The following is an 18,254-nucleotide window of genomic DNA, read 5'->3' as shown; positions in this document are numbered from 1 at the left end:
CATGAATGAAAAACAGGCATATCCTTCGAAAAGGAATGCCTGTTTTTCAGTTTCTGCAGAAATGGAATGATCAGCGCAGCCAGAGGCTGTATTCACCGGATACGTTGATGCGATAGGAGGCATCAGCTTCGTTATAGGCAATCAGGAAGGGAGAACGGTTATCGTCCTTGGTAATCAGCAGTACGTCCGGATTATCCATAAGATCTTCTTCCGCAATGAAGGGCATCACATTTTTAGCGTTCCAGGAAAGGGTACCCGGTTCCATGGAGGCGATTTTATCGCCCGGTTCGGCACGGTAGATGGTTTTCCCGCTGTAGAATACAGCAGAGGTTCGATAATCGTCAAGAAAAGCGATGGTCTTGCCGCTGGTATCCAGATGGGCCAGGGCCTCTCCGATTTCCTTGCCGGAATGGTTCAGCATAATGGAAGGAGCGACGGCAATGGCCAGGACTGTATATACGGCGCCTGCGGCCAGGGCAGCTTTTTCAATGCGGAATTCATAGTTCTTGTAAAGAACAGCAGTGAGAATGGACAGGGAGAAAAGGGCCGGGAAAGTATAGGTGGTGTACTTGGTAGCAACCAGCTGGAAGAAAATCAAAACCACAAAGGCGTATATCAGGAGCAGCTGGGTAGAGTCCCGTGCACTCCGAAGATCCAGCTCTTTCCGTTTCCAGCGGTGGAAAAGGGAGACGGGAACAAAGAAACTCCAGGGAGCAAATCCAGCAAAATAGATAATAATATAGAAATACCATTTATTATGAGAAGGATGTTCAGATACAGTTGCGCGGAGAACATTATGAACACCTATGAAATTCAGCAGGAAATCATTTCCATGCAGATAGCACATGGTGCCGTACCAGGCTCCTGCAATGAGAGTAAACAGGAGGAGGCCGCTGAAGAGGTGAACGTGGGCCATTTCCCTGATATCCTTTTTATAGATAAGGAAAAGGAGGCAGGCAAGTCCGGGGAGAAGAATCCCGATAGGACCTTTAGTAAGAGTAGCCAGGGCTGCAAAGATGTAGCAGAGGAAATAGTATTTCCTGTTTTCTGAATAGCCCAGATAAAAGAAAGCGATGGAGGCACTCATGAAAAGGAAGAGTGTGGAATCGGTAATGACGGCTTTGGAAAGAATCCAGCATTCCACAGAGGTGCCTAAAATAAGAGCAGAGAGCCAGCCGGCTTTTTCACCGTAGCAGCGGCGTGCAAACCAGTAGGTAAAGAGGACGGAAGCAGAGCCCAGAACAGCGGCCGGAAGGCGGGCGGCCATTTCATTAAAACCGAAGAGGGCAAAGGAAAGGGCAAGCTCCCAGTAATAGAAGATAGGCTTATCATACCAGTACCTTCCGTAAATCTGCGGGGAAATCCAGTCCCCGGACAGTACCATTTCCTTGGCGGTAAGGGCGTAGTTGGATTCGGCTGTGTCAGTTATCGCCAGCAGCTGGTTGCCTGCCAGGTAGATAAGCATGGTAAAAATAAAAAGGGTAATGTAAGGATGGCTGCGAAGTGTTTTCATCATTTTCCTCCAGAATCATGGAATTGAAACAGTGTTTCTTTACCTTGTACTCTACAGGAATGATGTAAATGATTTTATATGTAAGATTAAATAAAAAATAAACTGAAAAATTACAGGTTGCAGGTTCCGCTGGCGATTTGTATGATAAGGGAAAAGAGAACGGGCAGGACATCATAAAAAACTGTGGAGAATCTGCAGTTTTCAATGAGTCACTGTTGACAGGTATTTCTTTGCAGAGCGGCTGCCAAAGATGCGAAAGGTCCGTGGCGCTTTTGGCTGGCAGGCCGGAGTTCCTGCTGCAGCAGCCTTTCTCGTTCAACCTTTATATTTTTTTCAGGGTGATGTTATGACAATCCGTAAAAGTCTGATTTTAAGTCATATTGTGGTATGCATTCTGCCTTTCCTTATGACATTCTTCGTACTGGCCTCTGCTTTTGCAGGCCTGCTTCTCTATGCGTCCGGCGGAAATCACGTCATAGCGGAAAGCGGGTTCCAGTTCAACGTCATTTCCCAGGTGATCAGGGCATCCGTATTTCACAGCCTGCGGCATGGAGATTCGGTGTCCCGGTATGCCTGGGTCATGGAAATTACTGATCCTGTAGCTACCTATGTGGCACTGGAAAAAGACGGTGCTGTTCTGTACAGCTATGGCAATGAAAAATATGGGAAGGAAGATGTTAAGGATCTGCAGGAAGCCGGTATTCAGGAAAGGCTGGACCGGAGAGAAGGAAACAGCACCTACAGTATGACCGACGGCAATGAATACCGTTTCCTGGATAAGGAAATCATCAGGAATGAAACCTATCATCTGTACATCATGGCCCATCATCCCCAGTTCCGTAATGATACGGCCATTGAAAAAGCAGTACGGGGCGTCAGCCGGTTCATTCTGGCGGCGCTGCTTATATTCATCGTCGGCACCAGCTATTTCCTGTCCCGGTTTATTATCGGCCGTATTCTTTCGCCCCTGAAGGAACTGGAAAGAGGGGCAGAGGAAATCCGCAAGGGCAATCTGTCCGTTCACCTGGAGCATCACAGGAAGGATGAATTCAGCCCGGCAGTGGAAGCGTTCAATGTGATGAGCTGGAAGCTGAAACAATCGCTGGAAGAAAGAGAGGAAGACGAAGAAAAGAGAAAGGAACTGATTGCATCTATTTCCCATGATATCAGGACACCTTTGACATCCATCAAGGCTTATGTGGAAGGACTGCTGGATCATGTGGCCTCTACGCCGGCCATGCAGGAGCATTATCTGCAGGTCATCCGGAAAAAGGCGGATGTGCTGGACCGGCTGGTAGAGCAGCTGCTTCTGCTGACTAAAATGGATATCGGTGAGAAAGCACTGCCTGCGGAATCTCTGGATCTGGGAGAGCTTGTAGGGCAGTTCATTGAAGAAAACAGGCTGAACTGGCAGAAAAACGGCGCAGCCTTTGATGTCAGGGTCGAGAAATCTGTCAGAATCCAGGGAAGCCTGCTGCTTCTGGAAAGAGTGGTGGAAAACCTGGTTTCCAACAGTATCCGGTATAAAACGGAAAAACAGGTGCACATCGGGATTGATGTTTTGAGTGAAAAAGGAAAAGCAGTGCTTCGCATTGCTGATGACGGGCCCGGAGTGCCGGAGGAGTCCCTGGGCCGTCTCCAGGAAGCCTTTTACAGGACAGATAAAGCCCGAAGCCGTACAGATCGGGGCAGCGGGCTGGGCCTTTCCATTGTGGCCCGGGCTGTCCATCTGATGAAGGGGACTGTCCGTTTCCAAAACAGAAAGCCCCATGGACTGGAAGTAGAGATTACGTTACCATTGGAGGGAAAAGATGAAAAAACGCATACTGATAGTGGAAGATGATGACGATATTGCATCCATTGAGCGGGATTATCTGGAAGTCGGCGGATATGATGTGAAAGTGGAAGAAAATGGGACCGCAGGACTGACGGAAGCACTGACGGGAGACTATGATCTGATTCTTCTGGATATCATGCTGCCGGGCATGGACGGTTTCCAGATTGTAAGAAAGCTCAGAGATAAAATTGATATTCCCATTATGATGGTGACAGCCAGAAGAAGCGATATTGATAAAATCCGGGGACTGGGCTTTGGTGCTGATGATTATATTGAAAAGCCCTTTTCTCCCGGTGTGCTGGTGGCCAAGGTCAAATCCCAGCTGGCTCAGTATGAACGGCTGAAGGGGACGGCTGAAGACAGGAAAAAGATTACCATCAGTGGGATTACCCTGGAGCCTGATACCCACCGTATTTTTGTGAAGGGCGTGGAAAAGGTGCTGCCCAATAAGGAGTTCCAGCTGCTGGAGTTCCTTATGGTTCATGCGGATGTGGTTTACAGCAGGGAATCTCTGTATACCAGAATCTGGGGCATGGATTCTCTGGGAAATACGTCCACCGTGCCGGTGCATATCAACCGGCTCCGGGAGGCTGTAGAGGAGGATCCTTCCAATCCCAAACATATTCTGACCATCTGGGGTGTAGGATATAAGTTCAAGCCCTGAATGGAATCGTGGAGCAGCGGACCCGTACTTTGGAAACGGTTCTTTCTTTGTCCGGCAAATCGTTGTATACTGAATAATACAGCGATTTGCTTTTTATTTGGTATAAAGGGGAACCTGCACGAGGGTACTATGATTCTATTTTCCATTATATGGAACGATATACTGCCTCTTTTTGTATTTATCGGGGCAGGATGGTTTCTGGACAGTAAATTCAAGATTGACATTTCAACCTACAGCAAGCTGACCATTATGGTGGTGCTTCCCTGCTTTATTTTTTACAGCTGTTATCAGTACCGGGGCAGCGGGGCGGAACTGGCGGTCATTCCCGCAGCCCTTCTTCTCCTGGTGCTGCAGTATGCTGCGGCCGGCGGAATAGGGAAGATACTTCATTTGGGCAAAGAGGAAAATGATGAATTCAAGGCAGTTTCCGCTTTTTCCAATTCCGGACATATCGGGGCGGCTCTTATTATCCTGATTTACACCCATCCTCCTTTTGCAGAAGGAAGCAGTCATCCCTACCTGGCAGAAGCCATGGGAGCCATGGCTATCCTGATGATTGTCATGAATATGGCCGTCAATGTATTTGGCGCAGCACTCATCAGAAATCATGGCGCTTCAGCAGCGGACTACATCAGGTACCTCCTGAAAATGCCTGCGCTCTATGCGGCTCTTCTGGCGGTTCTGGTACGCCTGTCCGGCATTTCTCTGGAACACACCTTTGTGTGGCCGGTACTGCAGCATTTTAATGGCGCCTTCATGGTGCTGATTACCATTACCATCGGGCTCCAGCTGCATAGAAGCAGGCTGAAAAAGCCGGATCTGCCAGGCCTTGCGGCAGGAGCACTGAAACTGGTGCTGGCTCCTTTTCTGGCCTGGTGCATTATGGAAGGCCTGTCCTTTATCCATCTGCCTGTCAGTCCGCTGGTGAAGCAGGTATTTTTCCTGTACGCCGCTGTTCCGTCTTCCATGGCTCTTATTATTTACAGCGTAGAATACAAGAACCATCCGGATTTTGTGACCCGGTCGGTCCTGTTTAATACAGTGGCCGGCGTACTGACCGTGACGGGAGCAATCTATCTGGCCAGGATTCTGTTTCCTGTGGCACTGTGAGGAGGGATATGATGGCATTTTTACAGATTATTTCCGATAATATCCTGCCCCTCCTGATTTTTGTGGCTATCGGGTATTTCATGGACCGCCGGTATAAAATGGAAGTCTCTTCTCTTACGAAGCTTACCTTTTATGTTGTTCTGCCCTGTTTTATCTTTTACAGCATATATGTAGCCAAAATCGACATGTCCATGCTTCATGTGTTCCTGCTGTCCTTTGTCCTTATGGCGGTTCTGGGAGTCATAGGCGTGATCATCGGACATATCAGGGGATTTTCTGTTTCTAAGACGGAAGCTTTTAAAAACGGAACCATGTTTTCCAATAACGGAAATATCGGTATTGCCCTTATAGCGCTTGTATTTTCCAATGCACCTTATGTGGTGGATGGGAAAACGCCTTATCTGACGGTAGCCAGTGCGGCGGCTACCATGATGCTGGTGCAGATGAACATGTGCCTGAATACCTTGGGGCTTTACCAGGCAGGCAAAGGGAAACTGACGCCCCGGGATGCATTGTCCGTAGTGTTTCATATGCCGGTTATTTATACACTGGCAGCGGTATTTTCCATTAAATATTCCGGGTTTGATATGACTTCCACCTTCCTCTGGCCCATATTCCAGAACTGTGCTTCCGCTCTGGTGGCTATTGTCATGATTGCGCTGGGAATGCAGATCCACAGAAGTAAAATTTCCTTCGGCGATATGGATGCATGGCTGGGCTGCTTTGTGCGGCTGGTGGTGGCTCCGCTGGTGGCCTTTCTTCTGATCTATCTGTGGAAGCTGCTGGGAATCTCCTTTGAGCCGGCAGTGTGTCAGACGATTCTTATCATGTCTTCTGTTCCGGCGGCGGTGAACTCCGTGCTTTATGCCGTGGAATTTCACAACTGCGAGGACTTTGCCACGGAACTGGTGATGATGAGTACATTCCTGTCCTGCATTACCATGACCGGAACCATTTATCTGGCACGAATTCTCTTTCCCATTGTGTAAGAATGCGAAAGATACACACCTGTAGTTCATGCAAAACCCCTCTCAATTTTTGAGAGGGGTTTTTCCTAATAGGGTTTTATTTTTTTCGTTCAATTCTGATAGGGATACTTTGAGGCGGGAATCGGCAGGCCGGAGTCTGCCGGGATTCTTTACTGTACAGGCTGGGTCATACATCGGCGTTTTACAAAAAAAGGAAATAAAAATAACAGGGCCATGGGCCCTGTTGTCTGAAACAGTCAGTATTTCTGAAAAAAGGAATGGGATGGAAGCAGGCCTGTGATTAATATTTCCCGTTGATCAATTTTTTAATCTTTTCATCCAGTTTCATGCGCCATACCAGGAAAGGCCCGCAGATGACGCCGAAAAGGGCCTGCAGGATTTCATAGGGCAGCTTGATCCAGGCATAGGCAGGGGTACTGTACACATAGGCCCGCCCCAGGGAATATCCTACTACCATAATGACAGCGCCTGTCAGTACGGCAGTGATTACGGCGGTAGCACGGTTCCCTCTGAAGCAGTGATGGACGATGTAGGAAATGGCCATTGCCTGCAGTCCGTGGGTGACCAGGGAAACAAACATGGGAAGAGGATAAAAGAAAAAATCTCCCAGAAAGGCACCTACGCCGCCTACCAGAAAGGCACCGGCGGGGTCAAGGACAAGGGCTGCTGTGACGATGATGATATCGTTAAGATACAGATGTCCGCCGGGTACAGGCAGGCCGAAGGAAGAGAGCGCAATATTCATTGCCATAAAAAGGCCGCATATAGTGAGCCACCTTGTATTGTGGCGGGTATGGATCACCGGCAGAGGATCCGCTGTCGTTTCATGAGTCATAGGAAAGTCTCCTTTGCACTTTATTATGGTTTGAATTATAATATGAAACTGAACTTATTAAAATTACCAGAACTGAACAAAAAAATATAACCAGAAGGGAACAGGTAAAAGGCAAAGTCCGCATTCTGCCTGCCTGATGGGAGGAGTTCTTCCCCGTTCGGCCGTTTGGGGAAGATTATGATGCGGAACTGTTTTGTGCATTAGCCGCTTTTGGCCATGTGCCCCAATAACCCTGTACCGGGTTAATTTTTTGATTCCTTACATCCCATTTCACAGAAAAGGAGACGTCTATGACCGGCTATATGAAGCTGTATACAGCGATTCGGGAAAAAATTACCGGCGGAGTTTACCGGGCAGGAGAACGGCTGCCTTCCAAGAGACAGCTGGCAGATGAATCGGGATACAGTGTGATTACTGTGGAACATGCCTATGATCTGCTGACGGAGGAAGGATATGTGGAGCCTCGGGAAAGAAGCGGTTATTACGTTATATACAAGGAATATGAGGCCTATCCGGTAGGAGACAGCAGAAAAGCAGCTGCCCGGAGTGAACCGGAAACGGTTCCTGTAGAAAGCAGGGAAGAAGGGGAAAGAGAAATGTTTCCTTTTTCTGCCTTTGCCAGGACGATGAGAAATGTTCTTTCCTCCTATGGGAAACGGATTCTGGATCCCTCTCCTCATCAGGGGTGCAGGGAACTTCGGGAGGCCCTGTCTTCCTATCTGGCCAGAAGCCGTAATATGATTGTATCTCCTGATGATATACTTATCGGTTCCGGCGCCGAGTACCTCTATGGGCTGAATGTACAGGTACTGGGGCGGGACCGGATCTATGCACTGGAAAAGCCGTCCTATGAAAAAATCCAAAAGGTGTATGAAGCCAGTCAGGTGCAGGTGGAACTGCTGAAAATGGGAAAGGAAGGCATCGAGACGGAAGAACTGGAGAGAAGCAGGGCTTCTGTCCTTCATGTGACGCCGTTCAACAGTTATCCTTCCGGCATAACGGCCAGTGCGTCCAAAAGGGCGGAATATATACGATGGGCGAAGGAACGGCACGGCTACATCATAGAAGATGATTTTGATTCGGAATTTACACTTCTCTCCAAGCCGGAAGATACTCTTTTTTCACTGGCTCCCGACGGGCCGGTGATTTACATGAACAGCTTCTCTAAAACTATTGCCCCGTCTATCCGTGTGGGATATCTGGTACTGCCGGATATTCTTCTGCCATCCTATGAGGAAAAAATAGGATTCTATTCCTGTACCGTTCCGGTTTTTGATCAGCTGGTGCTGGCGGAATTTATTGCCAGCGGACAGTTTGAACGTCATATCAATCGGGTAAGAAGAAAGCGCAGAAAGATTGAAAATGCCGGAAAACATCTGCAGTCATAACCGGCTAGGCCGGATATGATGATATCCCATCAAAGTGCAGGATAGTTCTGCCGTATAAAAAAGCATTCCGCCTGGAGACGGAATGCTTTTTATGTGAGGAGTTTATATATTTCCTATTCTTCCTTCAGCGCCTTGTCCAGTGCGCGGGACAGCTGATCTGCACAGGAGGTGCCTTTTCCTGCGCAGTCATTGCCCCGAAGGATGTCGGCCGCTTCTTTGGCGTCTTTTCCTTCCAGAAGCCGGCCTATGGCAGACAGGTTGCCCGGGCAGCCGCCCTGAAATTTCAGATGGTGAATTTTCTTTTCATCATCCAGATCGAAGGTAATGGATCTTGAACATACACCTTCAGGGGTAAATTGATAGCTTTTCATGAATATCATCCTTTCCGGAAAACCCGCTCTATTTATGCTGCCGGGTTTTCCGGCGGCTCGGTTTTCATTTCCATAAATTCCTTCAAATGATGGCGGTAGAGGTGAAAGATACCGTAGACATACTGCTGCTTTCTTACCAGATTATCGTTGGCGTACCAGTCCCGAATCAGCTTGCCTCCTACCAGTACGCTTCCAAAAGGTACCAGAAGGGCTACGCAGAGCATGCCTACCAGCTGCAGAGCATCCAGACGTTTCGGACTCTGTATCACATCTTCCAGGGTGCAGAGTTCTTTCAGCTCTTCCAGAAAATGGCCATAGGCGCTGTGATCCTTCAATATGTTTTCCTGTACGGTAAGAAAGGCATGACAGCCGGTCCATCCGTAATGAATACCGTACTTATTGAATTTGAGCGTCATTTTTTCAGGAAGCCATGCGCCCTGCTCCGGCAGTCCGATAAAAAGGACGTGGGATTTGGGCATAATGGCATTCTTATGAAGGCGCCACTGATCTTCATTCATCATGACGATGCGGAGATTGTTTTCGCTGAAATCTTCGCTGTACTGTCTTGCATCTTCCCGGATGAGGTGAAGTATTTCATTGGAAAGGCCGGCATCCGGTTTGGAAGATACAACGAATAATGTTTTTTTCATAGGAAGCCGCTCCTTTCCTGCAGGACAATAGAGGGAGAATTGAAGATACCGGGGAATATGGTATCCTGCCTGTTTCATAGCTCTGAATTTTTCCTTAAAATGACGGGCTGCTTCACGAAATTCTTCAGCCCCTTGGATATGCCTGCGCTGCAGCAGGGGATCCTTTTCTCCCTTTTATCATATCACGGATAAATGATAGAGGAAATATGAATTTATGCAGGGAACTGATTCAGCAGACGCCGGGAAACGAGTCTACGAACTGGATGCGTATATCAGGAAAACTGTCTACAAACTGGATGGTAAAGTCTTCCCCGTAGTCCACAAACTGCCACTCGCCTATTTCATCAGGGAAGGAGGAAACGGATTTCACATTTAAATCCGGAAAAGAGGAGACCACCTGGACCCTGATATCAGGAAAGGAGTCTACGACCCGTACCCGCCCGGCAAGGCGGATATTTTTGAAATATCCATCCTGGTTGATGGGACCTGCTGCGCTGACGGTGAGGCTTCCCAAAAGCAGAAGAATGAAAGATGCAAAAATACAGAAGATTTTTTTCATAGCAGACAGCCTCCTAACTTAATAAGAAACTAATAGAGATTCTATTTATTAGTATAAACCATGATTGTGACAAATTTTGTCTTTCTAAAAATATTTTAAAATTTTATTTGCAAAATGAGAAGGGGTGTGGTAGAGTATTCCTAAATTCACAAAAGCGTTGACAGGAAGCATTAGAAATCCCCACTTGCTTGCAGAGAGTCATTGGATGGTGAAAAATGACAGAAGCGGATTTTGAACTCGTCCTCGAGCTGCACTGCTGAACAGGTAGGCGGTGCCGGAATCTGACCGTTATCAGCATGAGTGCATGCCTTTGGCATGAATAAGAGTGGTACCGCGAATCTTTCGTCTCTTGGAGACGGAAGATTTTTTATTTTGCAGCATGGGAGGTATTTGTATGGGAATGACAATGACACAGAAAATCCTGGCAAAACATGCAGGATTGGATTCTGTGAAAGCGGGAGATTTGATTTACTGCAGTCTGGATCTGGTAATGGCTAATGATATTACAGCACCGCCATCCATTGCGGAATTCAAAAAGGTAGGAAGGCCGGTATTTGACAGAGAAAAAATCGTTCTTGTTCCGGATCATTTCCAGCCGGCCAAGGATATCAAATCGGCAGGACTGGCTAAAATTGTAAGAGATTTCGCCAGGGAAAACGGCATTGTCAATTATTTTGAACAGGGCCGCGTAGGCATTGAGCATGCACTGCTTCCTGAAAAAGGACTGGTAGGACCGGGTATGGTGACCATCGGCGCAGATTCTCATACCTGCACCTATGGCGCCCTGGGCGGATTTTCCACCGGCGTAGGTTCCACAGATCTGGGAGTGGCTATGGCTACCGGGGAAGCATGGTTCAAGGTGCCGGATGCCATTAAGGTGATCATTACGGGAACCAAACCGGCAGATATTACAGGGAAGGATGTCATCCTTAAGCTCATCGGCATGATCGGTGTAGACGGAGCTTTGTACAAATCCCTGGAATTTACGGGACCGGGGATTGCTTCCCTGTCCATGGCGGATCGTTTCACCATTGCCAACATGGCGATTGAAGCAGGCGGGAAAAACGGCATTTTCCCGGTAGATGAAAAAACAAAGACCTATATTGAAGGCCGGTTCCGCAGGCCTTACGAAGTGGTTGAGCCCGATGAGGACGCCCATTACTGCCGGGAAGTCCATATTGATCTGTCTTCCATGAAACCGGTGGTGGCATTTCCTCATCTGCCTGAAAATACCAGGGAAGTAGGAACTTTTGGAGAAATCAGGATTGACCAGGTCGTTATCGGCTCCTGCACCAACGGCCGTCTGGAAGATCTGGCCATTGCAGCCCGTATTTTTGAAGGACATAAGGTGCATCCACGGGTACGCTGCATTGTCATTCCTGCTACACCGGCCATTTATCTGCAGGCTGTACACGCAGGCTATATTGATACGTTTATCCAGGCCGGCTGTGCCGTGTCCACTCCTACCTGCGGCCCCTGCCTGGGCGGGTATATGGGCATACTGGCCAGCGGTGAAAGGTGCGTTTCTACCACAAACAGAAACTTTATAGGCCGTATGGGGCCCACAGATTCTGAAATTTACCTGGCCGGTCCGCAGGTAGCGGCCGCCAGTGCAGTTATGGGAAGAATTGCTGCTCCCAGGGAGGTTGAATGATGGCTGTTATAGAAGGAAAAGTATGGCGCTATGGCGACAATATTGATACGGATGTAATTATTCCTGCCCGTTACCTGAATACCTTTGATCCCAAAGAACTGGCAAAGCACTGCATGGTAGACATTGATCCGGAATTTTCCCAAAAGGTAATCCCCGGCGATATTATGGTAGGCGGGAAAAATTTTGGATGCGGCTCTTCCAGAGAACATGCGCCGGTAGCTATCAAGGCATCAGGAGTACCGGTCATCATTGCCGCTTCCTTTGCCCGGATTTTTTATAGAAATGGAATCAATGTGGGACTTCCGCTTCTGGAAATCGGCGAAGATGTAGAAAAAATTCACGCCGGAGACAGGCTTTCCGTGGATCTTTCCACCGGGAAGATTACTGACATGACGACCGGGGAAACATTCCAGGCGCCGCCTCTTCCCGGGTTTATACAGGATATTGCCAAAGCCGGCGGTTTGATTCAGTATGTAAAGGAGCACAGGTAATATGGCAAAGCACATTGTAGTGATTCCGGGAGACGGCATCGGCGGGGAAGTTACAGATGCGGCAGTAGAAGTATTGAAAAAGGCAGCGGATATATATCATCTGGATCTGACTTATGAATGGAAAGATGCAGGCGGTACAGCCTATGATAAATACGGCGTACCGCTTCCGGACGAAACCGTAGAGGCCTGCCGGAAGGCAGACGCTGTTTTGTTCGGCGCTGTGGGAGGCGATCAGTGGGATCATCTGGAACCGGCACTGCGGCCGGAAAAAGCAATTCTGGGGCTTCGTAAATCACTGGGGCTCTATGTCAATCTTCGACCTGTCAAAATACAGGATTCCATGATTGAATATTCGCCATTGAAACCCGAAATTGCCAGAGGCACGGATATTATGATTGTCCGGGAACTGATCGGAGGCATTTATTTCGGCAGGCGCTGCGAATCGGAAATTAATGACGGCGTAGAAAGAGCCTGGGACGTGGAAAGCTATTCTGTGCCGGAAGTAGAGCGTATTACCCGCTTTGCCATGGAAGCTGCCCGAAAGAGAAGGGGACACGTAACCAGCGTGGACAAGTCCAACGTGCTGGCATCTTCCCGCCTGTGGAGACGGACGGTTATTCATGTGCATGACGAGGACTATCAGGATGTGCAGCTGGATCACATGTATGTGGATAACTGTGCACAGCAGTTTGCTATTCATCCCTCCTTCTTCGATGTGGTAGTGACCAGCAATATGTTTGGCGATATCCTTTCGGATGAAGCGGCAGTGCTCTCCGGTTCGGTAGGCATGCTGCCCTCTGCATCCATCGGGAAAGAAACAAGCCTGTATGAACCGATTCACGGGTCCGCTCCGGACATTGCAGGAAAGGGCATAGCCAATCCTATCGCGACTATCCTCTCCGCTGCCATGATGCTCCGTTATTCCCTGGACGAAGATAGAGCGGCCGACGCTATGGAAAAGGCAGTGAATGATACCCTGGAAGACGGATACCGTACCGGCGACATTTACCGGGAAGGCATGAAAAAAGTAGATGGCGAAGGCATGACCGAAGCCATTCTGGCCCATTTGAAAGACTGATTTGCGTGCTCAATAAAAAAGACCTGGATTCTCCAGGTCTTTTTTTGTTGTAAATTCGCTGAAGTTGCATACTTTCAGATAGTATGATAGCATGGAATTAGTCAATAAATTGACTGTATTGCGATCAACTACAGGTGATGAAATGGACAGCGAAGTTAAGAAAAATGCTTATCTTTATTGCAAATTCAGGGATGAACAGTTTGCTCTCTATGATGATTTTGCAAAGCGGCATGGCATGATGATGAAAACCCTCCTGGTGGTCAATGCCTTGTATTATGCAGAAGATGGGATGACCCAGCGGGATATCTGCCGGCGGACGCTTGAGTCTAAACAGACAGTGAACCTGATTATCAAAAACCTTTTGAAGGACAGGTATGTGACGGTTACGGAAATGAAGGAAAACAAAAGGATGAAGCGGGTCCGTATGACAAAGGAAGGACGGTCCAGCTGTGAAAAGGTGGTGCGTCACATTACCTGGGCAGAGGACACGGCCATGTCCATGTTCTCGCCGGAAGAACAAAAAACACTGATTGATTTATCCCGTATATTCACCAAAAATCTGACAATGCTGATTCATGAAGAAATGGAGGAAACGTAAGATGGAATTTTATGATGCCGTTCATAGAAGAAGGACTGTCAGAAAATTTCTGGCAAGGGAAGTGGATTTCAAAACACTGAAAAGGATACTGGAGGCGGGAAACCAGGCGCCCACATGGAATCACAGCCGCAGCTGGAGTTTTATCATCCTGAGGACAGAGGAAGAAAAAGAATACGCCTTTTCTCATGCGAAAAAGATAGCGGACAGGTTTGATGCAGATAAGTATCTTCATACGCCAAGACCCTACCCCACTACCCTGGCCCAGAAAATGTATGCCTATGCTATGCCAAGACAGTATACCATGCTTAGGGATGCACCGGTTGTAGTTATTCCTGTGTTCAAGGGCAGGGGCTTAAACAGTCGATATGTATCCGGCTTGAATCCTTTTGCTACCATCTGGTGCGTCATAGAAAACATCTTCCTGGCGTCTGCTGCAGAGGGGCTGGGCTGCTCCATGCGGATACCGCTCAATGAAGAACAGGACGAAGTAAAGGCAAAGCTGAAAGTGCCGCCTACCTATATGATTCCTGCCTTTATCGGAATCGGTTATGCGGATCCTGATGAAAAAATTCCGGAACAGAACAGGGCCAGTCTGGATAAGCAGCTCCATTTTGGAAGATGGAAATAAATCATCGGTTATGGGAAACAGAATGCGTTGCATTTCTCAGAATGTCTGAATTGATGAAAGAAGAATGGATATGGAATTATATGTAAAGAGTTTTCACGAATTAACCCTTGATGAATTGTATGATATACTCAAGCTTCGTATTCAGGTATTTGTGGTGGAACAGAACTGTCCATACCCGGATGCGGATGACAGGGACCAAAGCGCCCTTCATGTATTTCTGAAGGATAAAGAAGGGATACAGGCGTATCTGCGCATCATGGACCGCGGGGTGGAAAGTGAATATGTTTCCATAGGCCGCGTTATTGCAGTGAAACGGAGATGCGGGCTTGGGACAAAAATTCTGGCTGCAGGGATGGAAGCGGCAGTCAGACGGTTTCATGCAGAAGCCATTTATCTGGAAGCCCAGACCTATGCCTGCGGACTGTATGAAAAAGCCGGTTTTCGCAGATGTTCGCCGGAATTTCTTCTTGACGGGATTCCCCATGTCAGGATGATTAAAAACGTTTCTCCAGACTATGCAGCCAAAGAATGACCCCTGTTTTCTGATCGCTTCATGAGGCGCTTATCACGCTGAAGGATTTTCTCTTTTATGATAAAATAAGCAGAGACAGATTATTATTTCTGTTATGTAAAGGGGCAGTGACAGGAGGAAAAAAATGGACGCAATTCAATGTCTCATTTCACGCAGAAGCATCAGGGAGTACACCGATGAACCCATTTCGGCCCAGGAAATCGAAAATGTGGTAGAAATATCGCAGATGGCTTCCTGCTGGGAAAACACCCAGCCCATCCGGTATGTGGCCGTACTGGACAAAGAGCTGAAGAATAAGATTGCTGATGAATGCACGAAGAATTTTCCGTGGAATACGGAAAATATCCATGCGGCACCGGCACTGATGGTACTCTGTGCCATTAAAGGCCTTTCCGGCTATGAGCCCGACGGCAGGCCCTCCACATCCAAGGGCACCCACTGGCAGTCCTTTGACACCGGCGTGGCAGCTGCCCATTTCTGCCTGGCAGCCAATGCGCTGGAACTGGGAACACTGATTATGGGAAGATATGATGAAGGGAAAATCAAAGAAATTCTGGACCTTCCTGAAAACTATGATGTTTCGGCCATTATTGCCATCGGACATCCTGCTGTGATTCCGGCGGCCAATGAGAGAAAGCCGCTGAAGGAAGTCCTTTCTTTCCGGTAATGCGGGTATGGGATAAGGATGGGAGGAACAGAAGCCCGGAAAGATGACTGCTATGGTGTGCTTTTCCGGTTTTCCTTCCGATATCCGCCGAAAAAGAGCGGATTTACTCATGCCTGCTGCATAACCTGTTTTTCATGGAGAGCAGGAGAGCTGTAAAATGATTCCCCGGGAATGGTTTTACAGCTCTTTTTTATGAGAAGGGAAGCCGGATGAATCTTTGCAGAAGGAAACAGGGATTCATCCCATAAGGTTTTGATGGGCACTTTCTTCAAACAGGAGGAATCTGATATAATTATTAGAAATAGATTTGTGGGTTTTCTGTGCGAAAGGCGGAGGGTCTTATGATAAAAAAGGGAACAGAGCGGGAGGACCGTAAAACAGAGAAGGTGCTTTTTCTTTGGGACCGGTTGATCCGCGGCGGCGCCGTCACACGAAAGGAACTGACAGAAGCATTCGGAGTCAATATAAGAACTGCCAGCCGTTATTTGGCTGAAATCAGGAAATACCTGGATATGAGGGCGGAACAGGACGGCATCCGCCGTGAGCTTTACTATGACCGATCTCGGAAAGTATACCGCATTAAAGAGCTGGAAAATGAAATGATTTCACCGGACGAACTTTTTGCCATCGGTAAAATTCTTCTGGCCAGCCGGGCCTTTCATAAAAAGGAACTGGAGTCCCTGCTGGACCGCCTGACGCAGTCTGCTGTTCTGGGCACGGATAAGAAAGAAGTGCAGCAATATATACGAAGTGAACTCTTTGACTACCGGGATCCGGCACATGAAGAGCCGGATGTTCATATGCTCTGGACGATTGCAGGTGCAGTCCGCAGCCACCATGTCCTTTCCTTTGACTATCGGAGACAGGGCGAAAAATGCACCAGGCCGCACAGGGTCTGCCCGGAAGGGGTCCTCTTTTCTGAATATTATTTTTATATGCTGGGAATTCCTGAAAACAAAGAAAAAATTTCCAAGGAGAATACCCGTGTCTACCGACTGGATCGGATGAGCCGACTTTCTGATACGGGGGAAAGCTTTACGGTAAATTACGGGGGCCGTCTCCGGGAGGGAGTCTTTAAAAACAGTATTCAGTACATGTATGGAGGAAAGCCGGAACATATCCGCTTCCTGTATCGGGGACCTTCCGTGGAAGCGGTGCTGGACCGTCTCCCTACGGCAAAAGCAGAAGCACAGGAAAATGGAAGTTTCCTTATTACTGATGAAATCAGGGGAGACGGCATACTTATGTGGCTTTTGAGTCAGGGAAGCCGGGTCAAGGTACTTGCTCCGGCAGAATTGAGAGAAAAATGGCTGAAGGAAGCGGAAGCCATCTGCCGGGAAAATAAAAGCGGCAGATAAAATGGGGTATCGTCGGAAAGCAGGGCAGTTTCATGATTATTAATACAGGACAGAGGACAGATATTCCCGGCTTTTACAGTACCTGGTTTCTGAATCGGCTGAAGGCAGGCTTTGTTCTGGTCAGAAATCCTTTCAATCACTCCCAGGTGACCCGCTATCGACTGGATCCGGATGTGGTGGACCTCATCTGTTTCTGTACCAAGAATCCGGCACCCATGATTTCCCGAATGAAAGAATTATCCGATTACCATCAGCTCTGGCATGTGACCATCACTCCTTACGGCAGGGATGTGGAACCCCGCGTACCGGACGTACAGGAAGTCATCCGGGCTTTCCGCATTCTTTCCCGTATCCTGGGTCCATCCCATGTATGCTGGCGCTATGATCCCGTGCTGCTGTGGGGAAAGTATACTCTTTCCTTCCATATCCGGGCCTTCTCTTATCTGGCGGAGGCGCTGGAGGGGTATACCCATGCCTGCATTTTCAGCTTTATTGACCTGTATGGAAAGACCATACACAAATTTCCTGAAGTCTGCCGTGTCAGTCACGAGAACCAGCTGTATCTGGCAGATGAAATGGTGAAAATTGCGGGGAAAAGGGGGATGAAGCTTATATCATGCCTTGAAAATCCTGCTTTTGCTTCACTGGGAATAGATACGACCGGATGTCTGACAAAGGAAAAGGCGGAAGCGGTTTTGGGCTGTACTCTGAAAATTCCTTCCTACGAAAACATGCATGCCAGGAAAGGATGTGCCTGCCTTTTGGGGCATGATATAGGCGCCTATAGTACCTGTGCCCACTTCTGCCGCTACTGCTATGCCAACGGGAGCAGGGGAGAAGTACTGGACCGGATAAAAAGACATAATCCTCTATCTCCTCTTATTACAGGGGACATAGAAGAGGGCGATCAAATCAGGCAGGCTCGGCAGGAAAGCTGGCTGGACAGGACGGAAAGTCTTTTCTGATGCATTGAAACAGGAAAACCTGATTTTTGTAATATCGTTCCGGCGGCGTGAATATTCAGGGTCTCCGGCAGAGAGATGGACGGGCTTGTTTCAAAGGAAAGGTCAATTTCTTTGGAAAATCATGTTTTTTGACCTTGACACCCAAAGGCTGAATTGCTATAATCAATTACGCTGAATCTTGAAACGGAAAGCAAAAAAGCTTACGGTTGACAGAGAAAAGCAAATATGATATTATCATGAAGCTGTTACACAGCGGTCACGAAAAAAGAGTTTGAAAAAACCTTTGAAAAAAGATTTGACAAAACGAAAAGATCGTGGTATGATAATCAAGTCGCTTGAAGAGCGATGATTCTTTGAAAACTGAACA

The 18,254-nt window shown here is 48.0% G+C and carries 19 protein-coding genes and 1 other annotated feature; of the genes, 14 read left to right on the top strand and 5 right to left on the bottom strand.

Features of this window, described 5'->3' with window-relative positions:
- Positions 1-70: 70 nt before the first annotated feature.
- Entirely contained in the window at positions 71-1,516 is a 1,446-nt protein-coding gene (locus tag ACI4N7_RS05790) for an ArnT family glycosyltransferase (protein ID WP_439732415.1), read from the bottom strand.
- A gap of 343 nt (positions 1,517-1,859) precedes the next feature.
- On the opposite strand from ACI4N7_RS05790, the gene ACI4N7_RS05785 reads away from it, so the two are divergent.
- The 4 genes from ACI4N7_RS05785 to ACI4N7_RS05770 all read left to right on the top strand — a co-directional run bounded on the left by ACI4N7_RS05785 (position 1,860) and on the right by ACI4N7_RS05770 (position 6,113).
- A complete protein-coding gene (locus tag ACI4N7_RS05785) occupies positions 1,860-3,356 on the top strand; it encodes a HAMP domain-containing sensor histidine kinase (protein WP_439732414.1) in 1,497 nt (498 codons plus the stop codon).
- A complete protein-coding gene (locus ACI4N7_RS05780; protein WP_439732413.1) occupies positions 3,325-4,014 on the top strand; it encodes a response regulator transcription factor in 690 nt (229 codons plus the stop codon). Before ACI4N7_RS05785 ends, ACI4N7_RS05780 begins: the two co-directional genes overlap by 32 nt.
- A 129-nt stretch (positions 4,015-4,143) precedes the next feature.
- A complete protein-coding gene (locus tag ACI4N7_RS05775) occupies positions 4,144-5,124 on the top strand; it encodes an AEC family transporter (RefSeq protein ID WP_439732412.1) in 981 nt (326 codons plus the stop codon).
- 11 nt (positions 5,125-5,135) lie between these two features.
- The gene (locus ACI4N7_RS05770) at positions 5,136-6,113 is read left to right on the top strand and encodes an AEC family transporter (protein ID WP_439732411.1); all 978 of its coding nucleotides are present in this window, start codon (positions 5,136-5,138) and stop codon (positions 6,111-6,113) included.
- Between the two features lie 280 nt (positions 6,114-6,393).
- On the opposite strand, the gene ACI4N7_RS05765 is transcribed toward ACI4N7_RS05770, so the two are convergent.
- Positions 6,394-6,948: an ECF transporter S component gene (locus ACI4N7_RS05765; RefSeq protein ID WP_439732410.1), complete on the bottom strand. Its 555-nt coding sequence runs from the start codon at positions 6,946-6,948 to the stop codon at positions 6,394-6,396.
- Positions 6,949-7,238: 290 nt separating this feature from the next.
- On the opposite strand from ACI4N7_RS05765, the gene ACI4N7_RS05760 reads away from it, so the two are divergent.
- Complete coding sequence (locus ACI4N7_RS05760) at positions 7,239-8,336, top strand: PLP-dependent aminotransferase family protein (protein ID WP_439732409.1); 1,098 nt, start codon at positions 7,239-7,241, stop codon at positions 8,334-8,336.
- Positions 8,337-8,449: 113 nt separating this feature from the next.
- On the opposite strand, the gene ACI4N7_RS05755 is transcribed toward ACI4N7_RS05760, so the two are convergent.
- From ACI4N7_RS05755 to ACI4N7_RS05745, 3 genes are all read right to left on the bottom strand, one after another.
- Positions 8,450-8,707 carry a TIGR03905 family TSCPD domain-containing protein gene (locus tag ACI4N7_RS05755; RefSeq protein WP_439732408.1) on the bottom strand — a complete coding sequence of 86 codons (258 nt, stop codon included), beginning with the start codon at positions 8,705-8,707 and terminating at the stop codon, positions 8,450-8,452.
- Positions 8,708-8,739: 32 nt separating this feature from the next.
- The gene (locus ACI4N7_RS05750; RefSeq protein WP_439732407.1) at positions 8,740-9,357 is read right to left on the bottom strand and encodes a hypothetical protein; all 618 of its coding nucleotides are present in this window, start codon (positions 9,355-9,357) and stop codon (positions 8,740-8,742) included.
- 229 nt (positions 9,358-9,586) lie between these two features.
- Complete coding sequence (locus tag ACI4N7_RS05745; RefSeq protein ID WP_439732406.1) at positions 9,587-9,916, bottom strand: hypothetical protein; 330 nt, start codon at positions 9,914-9,916, stop codon at positions 9,587-9,589.
- A 148-nt stretch (positions 9,917-10,064) separates the two neighbouring features.
- Positions 10,065-10,269, top strand: a binding site (T-box leader).
- A 41-nt stretch (positions 10,270-10,310) separates the two neighbouring features.
- On the opposite strand from ACI4N7_RS05745, the gene leuC reads away from it, so the two are divergent.
- The 9 genes from leuC to ACI4N7_RS05700 all read left to right on the top strand — a co-directional run bounded on the left by leuC (position 10,311) and on the right by ACI4N7_RS05700 (position 17,887).
- Positions 10,311-11,570 carry a 3-isopropylmalate dehydratase large subunit gene (gene leuC, locus ACI4N7_RS05740; protein WP_439732405.1) on the top strand — a complete coding sequence of 420 codons (1,260 nt, stop codon included), beginning with the start codon at positions 10,311-10,313 and terminating at the stop codon, positions 11,568-11,570.
- Positions 11,570-12,061, top strand: a complete 492-nt coding sequence (locus ACI4N7_RS05735) for a 3-isopropylmalate dehydratase small subunit (protein ID WP_439732438.1) — start codon at positions 11,570-11,572, stop codon at positions 12,059-12,061. Before leuC ends, ACI4N7_RS05735 begins: the two co-directional genes overlap by 1 nt.
- 1 nt (position 12,062) lies before the next feature.
- On the top strand, positions 12,063-13,139 hold the full coding sequence (leuB, locus tag ACI4N7_RS05730; protein ID WP_439732404.1) for a 3-isopropylmalate dehydrogenase: 1,077 nt from the start codon (positions 12,063-12,065) through the stop codon (positions 13,137-13,139).
- 142 nt (positions 13,140-13,281) lie between these two features.
- Positions 13,282-13,737: a MarR family winged helix-turn-helix transcriptional regulator gene (locus ACI4N7_RS05725; RefSeq protein WP_439732403.1), complete on the top strand. Its 456-nt coding sequence runs from the start codon at positions 13,282-13,284 to the stop codon at positions 13,735-13,737.
- 1 nt (position 13,738) lies between these two features.
- The gene (locus tag ACI4N7_RS05720; protein ID WP_439732402.1) at positions 13,739-14,365 is read left to right on the top strand and encodes a nitroreductase family protein; all 627 of its coding nucleotides are present in this window, start codon (positions 13,739-13,741) and stop codon (positions 14,363-14,365) included.
- A 64-nt stretch (positions 14,366-14,429) separates the two neighbouring features.
- The gene (locus ACI4N7_RS05715; protein WP_439732401.1) at positions 14,430-14,897 is read left to right on the top strand and encodes a GNAT family N-acetyltransferase; all 468 of its coding nucleotides are present in this window, start codon (positions 14,430-14,432) and stop codon (positions 14,895-14,897) included.
- A 124-nt stretch (positions 14,898-15,021) separates the two neighbouring features.
- Positions 15,022-15,564 (top strand): nitroreductase family protein, encoded by a 543-nt coding sequence (locus ACI4N7_RS05710; protein ID WP_439732400.1) that lies wholly within the window; start codon positions 15,022-15,024, stop codon positions 15,562-15,564.
- A gap of 341 nt (positions 15,565-15,905) precedes the next feature.
- Positions 15,906-16,922: a helix-turn-helix transcriptional regulator gene (locus ACI4N7_RS05705; protein ID WP_439732399.1), complete on the top strand. Its 1,017-nt coding sequence runs from the start codon at positions 15,906-15,908 to the stop codon at positions 16,920-16,922.
- Between the two features lie 32 nt (positions 16,923-16,954).
- Positions 16,955-17,887 (top strand): DUF1848 domain-containing protein, encoded by a 933-nt coding sequence (locus ACI4N7_RS05700; protein WP_439732398.1) that lies wholly within the window; start codon positions 16,955-16,957, stop codon positions 17,885-17,887.
- Positions 17,888-18,254 lie beyond the last annotated feature (367 nt).

Origin of the sequence: Dialister sp., from assembly GCF_051885895.1 — a bacterium.
In the GTDB taxonomy this organism is placed as follows: domain Bacteria; phylum Bacillota; class Negativicutes; order Veillonellales; family Dialisteraceae; genus Dialister.
Note: the sequence above shows the minus strand (reverse complement) of the source record. Positions and strands in the feature narration are given on the sequence as shown.